The 15,447-nt window shown below is 40.5% G+C and carries 12 protein-coding genes and 1 tRNA gene; 12 read left to right on the top strand and 1 reads right to left on the bottom strand.

Going from position 1 to position 15,447, the window contains the following annotated elements; translation table 11 throughout:
* Positions 1-4 precede the first annotated feature (4 nt).
* Positions 5-91: transfer RNA gene (locus tag RT761_RS12260), tRNA-Leu, on the bottom strand.
* 72 nt (positions 92-163) lie between these two features.
* Between RT761_RS12260 and RT761_RS12265 the strand changes: the two genes are divergently transcribed.
* The 12 genes from RT761_RS12265 (at position 164) to RT761_RS12320 (ending at position 15,442) form a co-directional block, all read left to right on the top strand.
* Positions 164-1,081 (top strand): 5'-3' exonuclease, encoded by a 918-nt coding sequence (locus RT761_RS12265; protein ID WP_218111708.1) that lies wholly within the window; start codon positions 164-166, stop codon positions 1,079-1,081.
* 64 nt (positions 1,082-1,145) lie between these two features.
* The gene (locus RT761_RS12270; RefSeq protein WP_218111709.1) at positions 1,146-2,570 is read left to right on the top strand and encodes a glycogen synthase; all 1,425 of its coding nucleotides are present in this window, start codon (positions 1,146-1,148) and stop codon (positions 2,568-2,570) included.
* An 11-nt stretch (positions 2,571-2,581) separates the two neighbouring features.
* Entirely contained in the window at positions 2,582-3,217 is a 636-nt protein-coding gene (coaE, locus tag RT761_RS12275; protein WP_218111710.1) for a dephospho-CoA kinase, read from the top strand.
* A gap of 4 nt (positions 3,218-3,221) precedes the next feature.
* Positions 3,222-5,282, top strand: coding sequence for an excinuclease ABC subunit UvrB (gene uvrB, locus RT761_RS12280; RefSeq protein ID WP_218111711.1), 2,061 nt, complete (start codon positions 3,222-3,224; stop codon positions 5,280-5,282).
* Positions 5,283-5,328: 46 nt separating this feature from the next.
* Positions 5,329-8,130, top strand: coding sequence for an excinuclease ABC subunit UvrA (gene uvrA, locus RT761_RS12285; RefSeq protein ID WP_218111712.1), 2,802 nt, complete (start codon positions 5,329-5,331; stop codon positions 8,128-8,130).
* Entirely contained in the window at positions 8,102-9,961 is a 1,860-nt protein-coding gene (gene uvrC, locus RT761_RS12290; RefSeq protein ID WP_218111713.1) for an excinuclease ABC subunit UvrC, read from the top strand. Before uvrA ends, uvrC begins: the two co-directional genes overlap by 29 nt.
* Positions 9,958-10,866 (top strand): DNA-binding protein WhiA, encoded by a 909-nt coding sequence (gene whiA / locus RT761_RS12295; RefSeq protein WP_218111714.1) that lies wholly within the window; start codon positions 9,958-9,960, stop codon positions 10,864-10,866. Before uvrC ends, whiA begins: the two co-directional genes overlap by 4 nt.
* 206 nt (positions 10,867-11,072) lie before the next feature.
* Positions 11,073-12,176: an ABC transporter ATP-binding protein gene (locus RT761_RS12300; RefSeq protein WP_218111715.1), complete on the top strand. Its 1,104-nt coding sequence runs from the start codon at positions 11,073-11,075 to the stop codon at positions 12,174-12,176.
* Positions 12,177-12,370: 194 nt separating this feature from the next.
* Entirely contained in the window at positions 12,371-13,363 is a 993-nt protein-coding gene (gene gap / locus RT761_RS12305; RefSeq protein WP_218111716.1) for a type I glyceraldehyde-3-phosphate dehydrogenase, read from the top strand.
* A 12-nt stretch (positions 13,364-13,375) separates the two neighbouring features.
* A complete protein-coding gene (gene tpiA, locus RT761_RS12310; protein WP_218111717.1) occupies positions 13,376-14,146 on the top strand; it encodes a triose-phosphate isomerase in 771 nt (256 codons plus the stop codon).
* A gap of 12 nt (positions 14,147-14,158) precedes the next feature.
* On the top strand, positions 14,159-14,383 hold the full coding sequence (gene secG / locus RT761_RS12315) for a preprotein translocase subunit SecG (RefSeq protein WP_218111718.1): 225 nt from the start codon (positions 14,159-14,161) through the stop codon (positions 14,381-14,383).
* 18 nt (positions 14,384-14,401) lie between these two features.
* A complete protein-coding gene (locus RT761_RS12320) occupies positions 14,402-15,442 on the top strand; it encodes a nicotinate phosphoribosyltransferase (RefSeq protein WP_218111719.1) in 1,041 nt (346 codons plus the stop codon).
* The last annotated feature ends 5 nt before the right edge of the window (positions 15,443-15,447 follow it).

A 15,447-nucleotide genomic window follows, 5' to 3' on the forward strand; every position in this document is an offset into this window, starting at 1 on the left:
GAATTGGTGCCGAAGGCGGGAGTTGAACCCGCACGAGCCGGAGCTCGCTAGATTTTGAGTCTAGTGCGTCTGCCGATTCCGCCACTTCGGCCCTCGTAGTAGAAATTATAGTCAATTCAAAGCTTTTGTCAACCGGTAACTATTCTGACAAAAAGGATGAATCATGGAAAATTCAAATAATTTAATACTATTATTGGATGGGAGTTCGCTGATTTATAGAGCTTTTTATGCCATGCCACGATTTATCTCGTCTCAAGGCAAACCAACTGGTGCTGTTTTGGGATTTGGGAATATGTTACTTCGATTGATTGAGGATTATCATCCCTTCTCCTTGATTACTAGTTTTGATCATCCCCAAAAAACCTTTCGTCATCAGATCACTGAAGATTATAAAGCTCAACGAAAACCAATGCCGGAAGAACTCATACCTCAAGTTCAGTTGGTTAAGGACTTAATCGATTCTTTTGGATTAAAGTGGATTGAAGTTCCTGGATTTGAAGGTGACGATATAATCGGAAGTCTTCGTCACCAAATCCCAATCCAATTCACCACTGCTATGGTTTCCTCAGATCTCGATCTATTACAGTTAGTGAATGAAAAAACCATTCTTTTGCAGCCAGTGAAGGGTGTTACCCAATTAAAAACAATTGATAAAAATACTTTATTAGATCAGTATGGATTAACTCCCCAGCAGATCATTGATTTTATAGCTTTAACTGGTGATCCCTCCGATAATATTCCCGGGCTTCCTGGTATTGGTGAAAAAACCGCACTCAATCTTTTAAAACGCTATCATGATTGGCAGGGGATTCTACATCATTATGATGAACTTCCATTACGACTCCAAAAAGCGATTCAGGAATTTTCTAAACAGGTTGAACAGAGTCTTCAGTTGGTCACCATAATTGATACCATACCACTTGATATCAATTTTCAGTCTTGGAATTTTCAGCAAGTCCAATGGAAATCTTTATTTACCCTGTTGGACGAATTAGGATTGATAAAATTTAAAGAAAGACTAGTGAAAAAAAGAAATGAAATTCACCAAAAAACTCTCCCTCTTTTTGAAAATAACCAATAAAAGAGGAGAGGAATTGTAATTTTACCCCTTTTTTAACCAAGTAAGGGGAACAGGAGGACAATGAATGGACATCATCATGGTATCCAGCGAAGCGTATCCCTTTGCTAAAAGCGGAGGAATGGCTGATGTGGTTGGAGCGCTCACTAAATATCTCCCGAATAATGATTTTTCTATAAAGCTTTTTTTGCCTGCCTATTCATCACTTATGAATGAGTTTCAGTTTAACCCAGAACAAGATATCACTTTTTCCTTTGGAGAGAAAATGGTGAAGGCGTCCTACTTTGTTCGGAACGAGAAAAACCTACAAATTATTGCGGTTGCAGGTGAAGATTTTTTTAAACGGGAAAAAATGTATGGATTTGGTGATGACCTAAAACGCTTCATTTTTTTCTCTCGAGCAGTGTTTGAGTATATTGTAAGAACTCAAAAGGAAACCTTCATCCTTCATTGTCATGATTGGGAAAGTGCTTTACTCTGTGCTTACACTAAAATGTATTGGCCATCTTATCGGAAAAAACCGAAAAAAGTTGTATTCACCATCCATAATCTTGCCTATCAAGGCATTGGAAGTAGTGAGCTTTTTAAAATAGTCAATTTGCCTGGTCACTTTTTTACCCATGATTATTTAGAATTCTATGGAAATTTAAATCTTTTGAAAGCCGGTTTGGTTTTCTCCGATGTCATCACTACCGTGAGCCCCAGCTATGCTCGAGAAATTGCTACTCCTGAGGGTGGCGAGGGATTAGATGGGCTTATAAGGGCAATTGGATTAAGAAAGCCAATCGTCGGCATTGTCAATGGAATCGATACCGATCTATTTGATCCATCTACCGATAAAAATCTTCCTTATCCTTATAAAACAGGTCAACTGGAAATAAAAAAACAAAATAAAATGGCTTTTTACCAACAGTATTTCCCCGATTTAAAAGAAAAGGACGTTTCATCCCCTCTGATTTCTTTTATTTCTCGATTAGTTGAACAAAAGGGGTTAGATCTCATCCTGAACGATCCAGACAAGCTCTTTAATCTTCCCCTGTGCTGGTTTTTCTTAGGAGTCGGAGAGGCCTCCTATGAAAATTCCTTAACCGAATATGCTAAAAAATATCCCAACCTTCACGTGGAAATGGCTTTCAACGATAGTTTAGCTCGATTTGTTTACGGAGCATCAGATATGCTGGCAATGCCTTCCCGCTTTGAACCCTGCGGCATTAGTCAAATGATCGCAATGCGATATGGAACCATCCCAGTAGTAAGAAAAACCGGTGGGCTTATCGATACCGTGATTGACTATCGATTCAATCCAATTCTAAACAATGGATTTCAGTTTGATAATTATCGACCAGATGAGTTTATTTTTACTCTGGAACGAGCAATAAATTGGTATAATGATACTCCTGAGCTCTGGAAAGTTATGGTCAAAAATGCTATGACTTCTGATTTTTCTTGGAAAATACCGGTTCAGGAATATATCAATATTTATTTGGGTTAATAAAATAACGAATGAGTAAAATTAAAGGATCGGTTCCTATAATCGGAGTTGGTGGAGCAACCGGCTCGGGTAAATCGTCGGTTGCACATTCATTTCGTGCATATAATGCAATGATAATTGACCTCGATCGTCTATCTCATGACCTATCTCGAAAGGGAAGGCGATTATGGAAAGCAGTGGTTCTCAATTTTGGTTCAGGATTTTTAGATCAAAAAGGAGAGTTGCAGCGAAAAAAACTGGGAAGAGTGGTTTTTAAAAACTGGAAATTGCTTTTTCTGCTCAATCGGATTAGTCATCCCATCTTTAAAAACCAATTAAAAAAAATTATTCTTCGCCAACCTCCCTCAGCGATAGTTGTTATTGATGGTGCCATATTATTTGAAGCCGGTCTCATTCCTCTGGTTGATTGTTTAATATTTGTTGAAGCACCTGAAGAACAGAGGTCATCTCGTCTTTCTCAAAAAGGATTGTCTCCGGATGAAATCCGTTCTCGCTTGAAAAGCCAGAAATTTATTTCTTGTTTACGACGAAGATCTCATATTATCATCGAGAATAATACCACACCTGAAGACCTTCAAAAAAAAATAGATTTTGTCTGTCAAATTCCCATTGAAAAAATATCTCATTTCGACCATAAAACCGGGTGATATTGTGTCAGTTAAAGGACGCTTTCAATTAGTTTCCGATTACCAGCCTCAGGGAGATCAACCGACGGCTATAGAAAATCTTAATCAAGGTATTTCCAATGAACTCCGATTCCAAACTTTATTAGGTGTTACCGGATCAGGAAAAACATTCACTATGGCTAATGTAATCCAGCATTACCAGCGGCCAACCCTTATCATCTCTCCAAACAAGACATTGGCTGCACAGCTTTATAGTGAAATGAAAGCTTTTTTCCCCAATAATGCTGTAGAATACTTTGTGAGCTATTACGATTATTACCAACCGGAAGCTTACGTTCCTGCACATGACCTTTATATTGAAAAAGATGCGTCCATCAACGAACAAATCGATCGGCTTCGATTATCTGCCACCAGTGCTTTGATGGAACGGAATGATGTTGTGGTGGTTGCTTCGGTATCCTGCATCTATGGTATCGGTTCTCCGGAGGAATATCGCAAGAGAATTTTCCACGTCAGAAACAATGACACCTGGAATCGGGATGAATTCGCCCATCGCTTGGTTGACCTGCTTTACGAAAGAAATGAAATTGAGTTCATTCCAGGATGCTTCCGAATGAAAGGAGATACCATAGAAATCTACCCAGCCTATAGTGAAACAGCGTTGCGGTTTGAATTCTGGGGAAATCAAGTTGAATGCATTAAAATATTTGAACCGGTCAGCGGGAAAACCCTTAACAAAATACCGGAGATTTTTGTTTATCCAGCCAAACACTATCTTGTCGACCGGGATCAATTCGATCTCGCTTTGGGGAATATCGAATTGGAATTACAAGAACAACTGAAGGATTTTCTCTCTCAAGGAAAATTGGTAGAAGCTGACCGCTTGGAAAGACGAACCCGGTATGACTTGGAAATGCTGAGGGAAACCTTCTACTGTTCGGGTATCGAAAATTATTCCCGTCACTTGGATGGAAGAAAGCCCGGGGAACCACCGTATACACTTATCGATTACTTTCCTCGAGATTTTTTATTATTCATTGATGAATCTCATGTAGCTATTCCTCAAATCCGTGGAATGTTAGCCGGTGACCGATCTCGAAAAAAAGCTTTGGTTGACTTTGGTTTTCGTCTTCCTTCTTGCTTTGATAATCGACCACTATCTTTTGAGGAATTCGAAACAAAATTAGGATACATTATTTATGTTTCGGCAACACCGGGAATCTACGAATACCAAAAAAGCGATCAAATTGTTGAACAGTTAATTCGTCCTACTGGGTTGATTGATCCTGAAATCATCGTTCGGCCGGCAACTGGCCAAGTTGACGACCTGTATCAAGAAATTAAACAAGTCGTTCAATCAGGAGAGAGAGTTTTAGTGACAACCTTAACCAAAAGGAGTGCTGAAGACCTTTGCGACTACCTTTTCAATTTGGGAATCAAAGTGCGATATCTCCATTCCGAAATTGAAACCATCGAAAGAGCTCGAATCATTCGAGATTTACGTGCTGGAGAATTCGATGTTTTAGTCGGTATCAATCTCCTCCGTGAGGGGTTAGATTTACCCGAAGTTGCTTTAGTGGCTGTTCTCGATGCGGACAAAGAAGGATTTCTCCGGTCGGAGGTCTCTTTGATTCAAACCGTTGGGAGAGCAGCCAGGAATGTTAAAGGTCGGGCGATTCTCTACGCTGATCGAATGACTGGGTCGCTGGAAAGAGCGATACAAGAAACCAACAGGAGAAGAAAAACCCAGTTAGAATACAATCGGCTTCATCACATCACTCCGGAATCGATAATCAAAGAAGTGCGAACTCTCATCCCAGAGATGGGAGGGCTTTCTCCAGAAGCTGAAAATACCCTGTACCAGCTTGATCAATTAGAAACCGATCAAGTTGCTGAAGAAGGCCTCATTGAAAAGCTTACCCAAGAAATGAAAAAGGCTGCAAGAAATCTTGAATTTGAAAAAGCAGCGTTGATTCGGGATGAGTTGATTCGAATAAAAAATACCGGGTTTCAAACCGTTCAAAAAAATATCCGCAGTCAGCAAAAAACTGCTTCTCGAATAAGCGGTCAATCTCATTCAAATTGAACGAAATCATCGAAAAAGAATAAACTGAAGCTAAAAGGTGATTACATTGAAAAATTCTTTGTTGATTAAAGGCGCTCGTGAACACAACTTAAAAAATATTGATATTGAAATTCCCCACCAAAAACTAGTGGTCATAACTGGACTGAGCGGATCAGGAAAGTCCTCACTGGCTTTTGATACAATTTTTGCTGAAGGACAGCGTCGTTATTTAGAATCTCTTTCCTCCTACGCCAGGCAATTTTTGGAAAGAATGGAAAAACCGGATGTTGATTTAATAGAAGGATTATCGCCAGCTATTGCCATCAATCAGAAGGCTTCTTCTCACAATCCACGATCAACGGTCGGTACCGTCACTGAAATATACGATTATATGAGGGTTCTTTTCAGCCGCTGTGGAAAAGTATTTTGTCCTCAGTGTGGAAAACCCATTGCTCGTCAAACCATCCAACAAATCGTTGATGAAATCCTTTCTTACCCTGAAGAAGTCCGTATTATTATTCTAGCACCTTTGATTCGTGGTCGAAAAGGAGAATACAAAAAACTCCTCAACGATATGCTGAAAAATGGATTTGCTCGGGCTTTAGTAGATGGGGAATTTATTGAGTTGGAAGATTGGGATTCTTTGAGTTTAGATCGGAATAAAAAACATAACATTGACTTGGTAGTTGATCGACTGACCACCAATCCTGAAGAACAACGTCGTCTTGCCGATTCAATCGAAATTGCTCTTCGGTATGGGAAAGGATTGGTTAAAATTGGATTGGTTACTGATAATATGCAAATGGAAGAGCGAATATTTAGTGAACATTTTGCCTGTCCCGATTGCGGAATTAGTTTCCCCGAGGTAACTCCTCGTATGTTTTCCTTTAACAACCCTTATGGGGCCTGTCCCGATTGTAGTGGAATTGGAGTTTTAAATTTCATCGATCCCGGCTTGGTAATCCCCGACTGGTCTAAATCTTTAGACCAAGGAGCTATTATCCCTTGGATTAGGTATGACGAAAATCACTACTCCATGAATAAAATCAAACGTTTTCTTCGGGAAAAAGGTATTTCTTTTAAAGTTCCCTTTCAGGATTTGTCAGAAGGCGAGCAACAATTGGTCTTTTACGGAGATGGAGATGGAGATGGAATAATCAGTTATTTAGAGAAGCGCATGAAAGCTGCCGAGAGTTGGTGGGAAATGGATGAGGTAGCCCGTTTTATGGCAACTCGAACTTGCCCGTCTTGTCAGGGCAATCGACTTCGTCCCGAAAGTCTTTCGGTAAAAATTCAAAATCGATCAATTGGTGATCTTTCTCGATTGACCATTGATGATTTGGAAACCTTCTTTAATACGCTCAAACTCTCAGAGCACGAAACGCTTATTGCTGCCACTTTACTGAGAGAGATTCAATCCCGGCTTCACTTTTTGGTGGAAGTTGGCTTAAGTTATCTTACTCTCAGCCGTTCAGCTATGACGCTCTCCGGAGGAGAAGCCCAGCGTATCCGGCTGGCAACCCAAATTGGATCAGGATTAGTCGGGGTACTTTATGTTCTTGATGAACCAACCATTGGTCTTCACCCTCGCGATAATCAAAAGCTGATTCAAACTTTGAAAAGACTGCGTGACTTGGGAAATACCGTCATCGTCGTTGAACATGACGCTGAAACCATGAAAAGTTCTGACTATTTAGTCGATATGGGGCCAGGAGCTGGAGAAAAGGGAGGAGAAGTCATTGCAATTGGAACCCCAACTGAAATAATGAATAATCAAAAGAGTCTTACCGGACTATACCTCAGTGGGAAAAAGGAAATACCAATACCTTTGGAGAGAAAAAATCCCCAAGAATGGTTAGTTATTCGTGGTGCTCGAGCGAATAATTTAAAAAATATTGATGTGAAAATCCCCTTAGGGGTCATGGTGGGACTCACTGGCGTATCGGGTTCGGGAAAAAGTACTCTAATGGAAGACGTCCTTTATCGATCTCTCTCTCGGATTCTCTATCATTCCCTTGCCGAACCTGGTGATCATGATACTATTGAAGGTGTTGAATGTATTGACAAGGTGATCGTCATCGACCAATCCCCAATCGGAAGAACTCCCCGTTCCAATCCTGCCACTTATACAGGAATTTTTACTGAAATACGGAGTCTCTTTGCCCAACTTCCGGAATCCAAAGCCCGAGGCTATCGGCCGGGGCGCTTCAGTTTTAATGTGAAGGGTGGTCGTTGTGAAGCTTGCCAGGGAAATGGGGTTATCAAATTCGAGATGCATTTTCTTCCCGATGTTTTTGTAACCTGTGAATACTGTAAAGGGAAGCGGTATGCTCGAGAAACTTTGGATGTTAGCTTTAAAGGAAAAAATATTGCCGAAATACTCGATATGAGTGTTGATGAAGCAGCGGTCTTTTTTGAAAATATCCCAGTCATACGACGAAAATTAGCTGTTCTCAAGCGGGTCGGACTCGGATATATTAAACTGGGACAATCGGCAACCACTCTCTCAGGTGGAGAAGCCCAACGGATTAAGCTAACCAAAGAGCTGAGTAAGATTGCCACCGGAAGAACCCTTTATCTTCTCGATGAACCGACCACCGGCCTCCATTTTGCCGATGTCGAAAAACTTCTCGATGTTCTTTTAGAACTGCGCCGACGAGGAAATAGTATTTTGATTATCGAGCACAACATGGATGTCATTAAATGCTGCGACTATTTGCTCGATTTGGGACCAGAAGGTGGAGATCAGGGAGGTCAGTTGGTTGCTGAAGGAACTCCAGAGGAAATTGCTTTAAACCCTATCTCATATACTGGTTTTTACCTAAGGGAGGTATTAAAGGTTGAGCGAAAAGAATTTTGTCAGGTCTGAAACCACTCGAAATTCCCTTCAGGAATTACCTACCAGTTGTGGTGTATATATTCTATGCAATCAAAGTCACCAAATAATTTATATTGGGAAAGCTATTCATATTCAAAACCGGGTACGAAACCATTTGCAAGGTGATTCTTCATCCCTTCTCAAGAGAGACATGGCTAAAGAAATTCATACTATTCAGTTCATCCTCACCAGAGACGAAGCCGAAGCTCTCCTTCTCGAAGAAGAGCTAATTAAAACTTACCAACCCCAATACAACATCCGAATGAAAGATGATAAAAGTTACCCCTATATTCATTTTGATTTTCGAGGCGATTTTCCAGCGGTTAAAATAGCCCGTCGCAAAACGGCGAAACCGGGATACTTTTATGGACCCTACACCAATTCAAAAAAAGCTCGTGACGGATTGAAAATTCTCCGGCAAATTTTTCTCCTTCGTGGTTGCTCAATTCCTGAATCTCGTTTTCCCTTGTTACGCTCCTGTCTCGATTACGAATTAAAACTGTGTTGTGCTCCATGTATTGGAAAATGCAGTTCTTCAGAATATCAAGATAAACTGAATAAAGCTCGTTTATTTTTAGAAGGAGACTATTTAGAGGTTACTAACTGGTTAGAGGAGGAAATGTGGGATGCCGCCGACCGGCAGGATTTTGAAAAAGCCGCTCAATTCCGAGATCATCTCGACTGTTTGCTTAAAATTATCGGACGGTATCGATTGGTCCTTCCTGATGGTTCAGATATTGATTTTATTGAATTGGAAAGTGAATCCAATCTGGCCAGTTTAGTTGTCGTCAAGGTGAGAAAAGGAAGGTTGATTGGAATCGAAAATTTTCACGCTCAAAGGGAGGAAAACGCTGATCGAGACTATATTCTCAATGAATTCATTGAGAATTTTTATCTTGACCACTTCAATCCACCAACGAAAATATGTGTCCAATTTGATTTTAACCATAATCTCCAGGAAAGGATTAAAGAAAAAGGGCATCTAAGTATTGTTGATTTACCCAGAAATTCTTCTGAGCTTGATCTTCTTCATTTTGCCCAAGAAAACGCCCAAAAAAATCTCCAATTAGAAAAAATAAAAGCGCTTCGTCAAAATATGGATCATCAGCATATTCTAAATGAATTAAAAGCTCTTCTTTCACTTCCTGCCTTACCTCGTCTCATTGAAGGGGTGGATATTTCAACCTTTCAGGGTGATGAATCGGTAGGAGCCATCGTTGCTTTTTTCGATGGTGTACCATTAAAAAAAAGATATCGGAAATATATCATCCGAGAAACCGATCATCCCGATGATTTTGCCATGATTGAGGAAACTCTTACCCGGCATTTTAATAAACTTATTCAAAACCAAACTGAATTTCCCAACCTTTTGGTCATTGATGGGGGTATTGGCCAGCTGAACAGCGCGCTCAAAGTATTACATAATTTTTCTCTCACTATTCCCGTTCTTGCTTTAGCAAAAGAAAATGAAGAAATTTTCCTCCCTAAAAAAAGTGCCTCGCTTCGTCTTCCTCCCGAAAATTCTTCTCTCCAATTCCTCCAAAGAATTCGGAATGAAGTGCATCGATTTGTCATCACCTTTCATCGAGTGAGAAGAAATAAAAATATGTTTTCCTCTGTTTTAGACGATATACCGGGAATTGGTCCCAAACGAAAACATGTCCTCCTTTCAGCCTTTGACAATCTGACTCAAATTTTAGATTATTCCCCCCAAGAGGTATCTCATCAATTAAAAATACCCACCCAAAGCATTATCGAAATTCAAAAAAAACTCAGTCAAAAAAATATATCAACCATGAAAGAGGGAATTGTTTCTTCATGAATTTTAAAGAAAGTCTTAGAACCGAACTGTTTACCATCCAACCGCCAAACAAAGAGGAGGTTGAGAGTGAATTTGTCGGAATAATTAGGACTGGCGCAGTGATAAAAAAGCATTCCCATCAGCTTCTTTTACATTTTTCCAACCGCCATCCGGCTTTGATTAAAAAATGTGTCACTTATAAAAAAATTCTTTTCCCTCGCTCAGTTCACACTATTCACGTACAAGAGAGGAGGGGAATTCCCGGAGGAATATTTTACTGTTTCGAATTTCCCGTCACCAATGACCTACTCGATCAATTTGGTTTTCAAGATGTAGACATCCTCAGGAGCTTTTTCAACCATAAATTAGCAGCCCATTTTTTAAGAGGAGTATTCGAATCTCGTGGTTATATGGGCGATCCCTTAAGAGGATATCACATAGAAATACAGCTCAATTCAGAAAAGCTTGCCAATTTCATACTCAATTATCTCCAAAGTCTCCAGTTTGACTTTCATTCTCGTACAGTCAAAGGAGATGTTAATCTTTATATAAAAAATTCTCAATCGATAGCTGATTTTATCCGCTTTCTTGGAGCCCATCAAAGTTACCTCGAAATGGAAAAAATTATGGTTGAAAAATCGACTATTAACGAAATTACCCGTTGGGTAAATTATGAAACTGCTAATTTAAATAAAATTGTTGCCTCTTCTTCACGACAAAGAAAAAAAATTCACAGTCTTGATTTTGATGACCTTCCTCTCCATCTTCAAGAAATTGCCAGATTACGTATAGAAAATCCCTGTTCCTCTTTACGTGAAATCGGTGACCTTTGCATCCCACCGCTTTCTAAATCAGAGGTTCATCGCCGATTAAATGAAATTGAAAAAATTGCCGATAAAAAAGGGTTTACAGAAAACCAGACTTGACTTAAAATATTGGTAGTAATTTATTTGAGTAACTAGAACATCGATTTTATTCCGTTAAACTATCGGAGTGATAAAATTCCAGTTTCATGAGAAATTTGGTTTTATTGAAATCCACCGCCGAGTTCTATGGTTGGGTTTCATGTCGGCCTTTTTCGGAATAGGGTATAAAAAGGCCTCCCCTATTAAGATTTGAAGGAGGAATATAGATGGCAAATGTTATTTTAAAAGAAATTGTAAAAAAGTTTGGAGATGTTCTCGCAGTTAATAAAGTAAATCTTGAAATTAAAGATCAAGAATTTGTTGTATTGGTTGGCCCTTCTGGTTGTGGAAAAACAACAACTCTCCGTATGATCGCCGGTTTGGAAGAAATCGATGCTGGAGAAATTTACATTGGAGATACTTTGGTCAATGATGTTCCCCCCAAAGATCGTGACATCGCAATGGTATTCCAGAATTATGCCTTATATCCTCACATGGATGTTTATAACAATATGGCTTTTGGTTTAAAACTTCGAAAATTCCCAAAAAGTGACATCGATCAACGAGTCAAAGAGGCGGCTGAAATTCTCGGTATTCAAGAGCTCCTCCAGAGAAAACCAAAGCAACTTTCAGGTGGTCAAAGACAGCGTGTTGCTGTTGGTCGAGCTATCGTTCGGCATCCCAAAGTATTTTTATTTGACGAACCTCTCTCCAACTTGGATGCCAAATTAAGAGTTCAAATGAGAGCCGAACTTTCAAAACTACATGATCGATTGAAAACCACTATGATCTATGTTACTCACGACCAAATTGAAGCCATGACCATGGGTGATCGGATCGTTGTTATGCGTGATGGATTAGTCCAGCAAGTTGGAAGCCCCCTCGAACTATACAACAAACCCATCAATAAGTTCGTCGCCGGTTTTATTGGAACTCCGTCAATGAACTTCATCGATGTTGTTTTGAAGAAAGAAGGGGATGGTCTCTATCTCGACGGTCAATCTTTCAAGCTCAACATTCCTAATGAGTTTAAAGAAAGCCTGCTTCCTCACCTTAACCAGGAATTGACCCTTGGTATTCGACCCCAAGATCTTTTTGATAGTGAAGTGAGCAAAGAGTCGGCATCAACTGGATCGACCATAAATACTACCGTTGACGTTGTTGAACCTTTAGGTTCAGAACAAATCATTTACCTCACCACTGGACCCCATACTTTAGTAGCTGTTCTTGATATGCAAACTCGAACTGGCGTTGGTGATGACCTCAAGATTGCAGTTGATACTTCAAAAATGCATCTTTTCAAATCAGATACTGAAATAGCAATAATTTAATCCCAAAGGCGTGCATTAAGCACGCCTTTTCTTAATTAATACTGCTTTCCCCACCTTCTCCTCCTGAGCATACTAGGTATCTCATGGGGTAGTTGTGTTTATATTCCTGTTTTGTTTGACGAGTTTTATTGATGTTGTATAATAAGGAGTCTAATTGTTGATAATATTACATTCATATAAGGGAGGTATTCGAAGTGAAAGTTGGAATTAACGGATTTGGTCGAATTGGACGTTTAGTATTCAGAAGGATGCTCGAAGTAGGCGGGTTTGATGTCGTTGCAGTGAATGACCTGACCGATAATAAGGTGCTCGCCCATCTGTTAAAATACGATTCAGTTCATGGTCAAATACCGAATGAGGTTTCGGCCAAAGATGATGCTCTTGTAGTTGATGGAAAACCCATCAAAGTATTTGCCCAAAGAGACCCCTCTCAGCTTCCTTGGAAAGATTTGGGAGCCGATTTGATTATTGAATCAACCGGGGTATTCAGGGATCGAGCTGGTGCTTCTAAGCACATTCAAGCTGGAGCTAAAAAGGTCATTATCTCGGCACCAGCCAAGGAACCCGATGCCACCATCGTTATGGGAGTAAACCATCGCAGTTACAATAAAGATAAACACCATATCATTTCCAATGCATCATGCACAACAAACTGCTTGGCTCCCATCGCTAAAGTACTTCATGATAATTTCTCGATCGTTAGTGGATTAATGACCACTATCCATGCCTATACCAATGACCAAGTCATTCTTGATTTTCCTCACAAAGATTTACGCCGGGCTCGAGCAGCGGGGATGTCAATGATCCCTACTACAACCGGAGCTGCTAAAGCTTTAGGTGAAGTGATCCCGGAGTTAAAAGGAAAATTGAATGGGTTCGCCATCCGTATTCCAAGCCCGGATGTATCAGTCGTTGATTTGGCTGCAATTGTAGAAAAAACAACTACAGCTGATGAAGTGAATGCTGCCCTCAAGAAAGCGTCTGAAAATGGCGATTTCAAGGGATATCTGGGATATTCTGAACTGCCGTTGGTTTCAATCGATTACCTCCATTGTGCCAATTCGGCTACCGTCGATGCTCTCTCAACCATGGTGGTTGGCAATCTCGTTAAAGTCTTAGCATGGTATGATAATGAATGGGGCTATTCCTGCCGAACGGTCGATTTAGCCAATTGGGTTATGCAATAAAAGGAGCCTGATATGTCACGAATTCCTATCGCAGCTGGTAATTGGAAAATGAATAAAACTGTCGAAGAAGCCTCGGAATTTGCCGAGGCTCTTCTTGATTTATCTCCGAATACTTCAGACATTGAAGTTATTCTCTGTCCACCATTTGTTACTCTTTATCCTCTTTCCCAAAAATTAGCTCAAAAGGGTATAAAGTTAGCAGCTCAAAACTGTTATTGGGAAGCCAAAGGTGCTTTTACTGGTGAGGTTTCTATACCCATGCTTCTGGCGGCACACTGTCAGTATGTCATTTGTGGCCATTCGGAACGGCGCCATATCTTTGGTGAAACTTCTGAAGATGTTGGCAAAAAAGTTACGGCTGCCATTCACTTTGGGCTTAAACCCATCCTTTGCGTTGGCGAAACCATAGAGGAAAGAGAAGCGGGTCGCACCGAAACCATTGTTTTTGATCATCTATCAAAAGGCATTACCAACCTTAGCAAAGAAGAGGCTTTATCACTGGTTGTTGCTTATGAACCTGTCTGGGCAATTGGAACTGGAAAAGCTGCCACTCCCCAGGACGCTCATCAAGTAATTTCCTACATTCGACAGCAATTAGTCAAAAAATTCGGTGATAATACTGCCAAACAAATTCGAATACTATACGGCGGCAGTGTAACGCCCGACAATGTTTTTGATTTCATGAAAGATCCAGATATTGATGGGTCATTGGTGGGTGGAGCCAGCTTAGATCCAACTAAATTTTACAAAATTATATTAGAAAGCTTAAGGGCTTCCCAATAGAGGAGAGTCGATATGCAAGCTTGGATGATTATTCAGATTTTTATTTCAGTTGGTTTAATTTTAGTGGTCATTTTTCAACCTCGGAAAGCCGGTATGGGAGGAGGTATTTTTGGGGGAATGACCCGTGCTGATCGGAGTAGCAAGTTTAAAAACCTCCCAGTTTTGGGAAAACTAACCGTTGTTTTCGCCGTAGCCTTCATGGTGGTATCCTTAATTTTTGCCTTTCTTCTAACCTGAGAAGAGGTGGAAGGTCAGGTGTCGCAAAAACCTTGGGTTAATGATCTTCAGGAAGCGATTCAATATCGTCCCGATCCAAAACGGCTGTTTTTATCGGCAACCCATGATGAGATAATACAGGGATATACAACTGACATTTATTTTGTTAGTGCACAACAAATTCTACGCCACCTGCAGCTTGATCAAACCCCGGTCGTCGCAGAAATTTTTGCCCGGCATCCGGGGATTTTTTGTGGATTGCCCGACGTTCTTTCTCTATTGTCACACAGCCAAGTGGAAATATGGAGCTTACAGGAAGGTGATCCCTTCGATTCAAGGGAGGTGGTTTTGAGAATAAAAGGTCCCTATTCAGAATTTGGTGTTTTCGAAACTCCTTTACTGGGAATACTTGCTCATAGTGCTGGATGGGCAACCGCAGCCCAAGAATGTAAAGAAGCGGCTGGGAAGAAGATGGTTCTCTGTTTTGGAGCTCGACATGTTCATCCCTCGGTAGCACCAGTAATGGAAAGGTCAGCTCTGATTGGAGGAGCTGATAGTGCCGCCTGCATCCTGGGAGCGAAGCTAGCCGGAAAAATTCCAGGGGGGACCATTCCTCATGCGGCAATCCTTATTTGTGGGGATACGGTGTTGTCAGCTAAAGCCTTCGACGAAAGCATACCGAGCGAATTTCCTCGCATCATCTTAGTCGATACCTTCAAAGATGAAGCCGAAGAATCACTTCGTTTGGCTCAAATCATTGAAAATAAGTTAGAAGGAATTCGTCTCGATACACCAGAGGAAAGGGGAGGAGTTACCTTGTCTCTGGTGAAGGAAGTTCGCGAAAGATTAAATCAAGCAGGATATCCTAATATAAAAATTGTGGTTTCTGGTGGTATCACTCCTGAAAAAATACGTCTGTTCCATGATCATACTGATATTTTCGGTGTGGGGAGTTATATCAGTGGGCATTCTCCTATTGATATGACTATGGATATCAAAGAAGTAGCTGGCCAAAGGATTGCCAAAAGGGGAAGAATTCCCGGAATAACGAATAATCCAAGGCTAGTAAAAATTTCATAATAAGG

Source organism: Atribacter laminatus, assembly GCF_015775515.1.
GTDB classification, from domain to species: domain Bacteria; phylum Atribacterota; class Atribacteria; order Atribacterales; family Atribacteraceae; genus Atribacter; species Atribacter laminatus.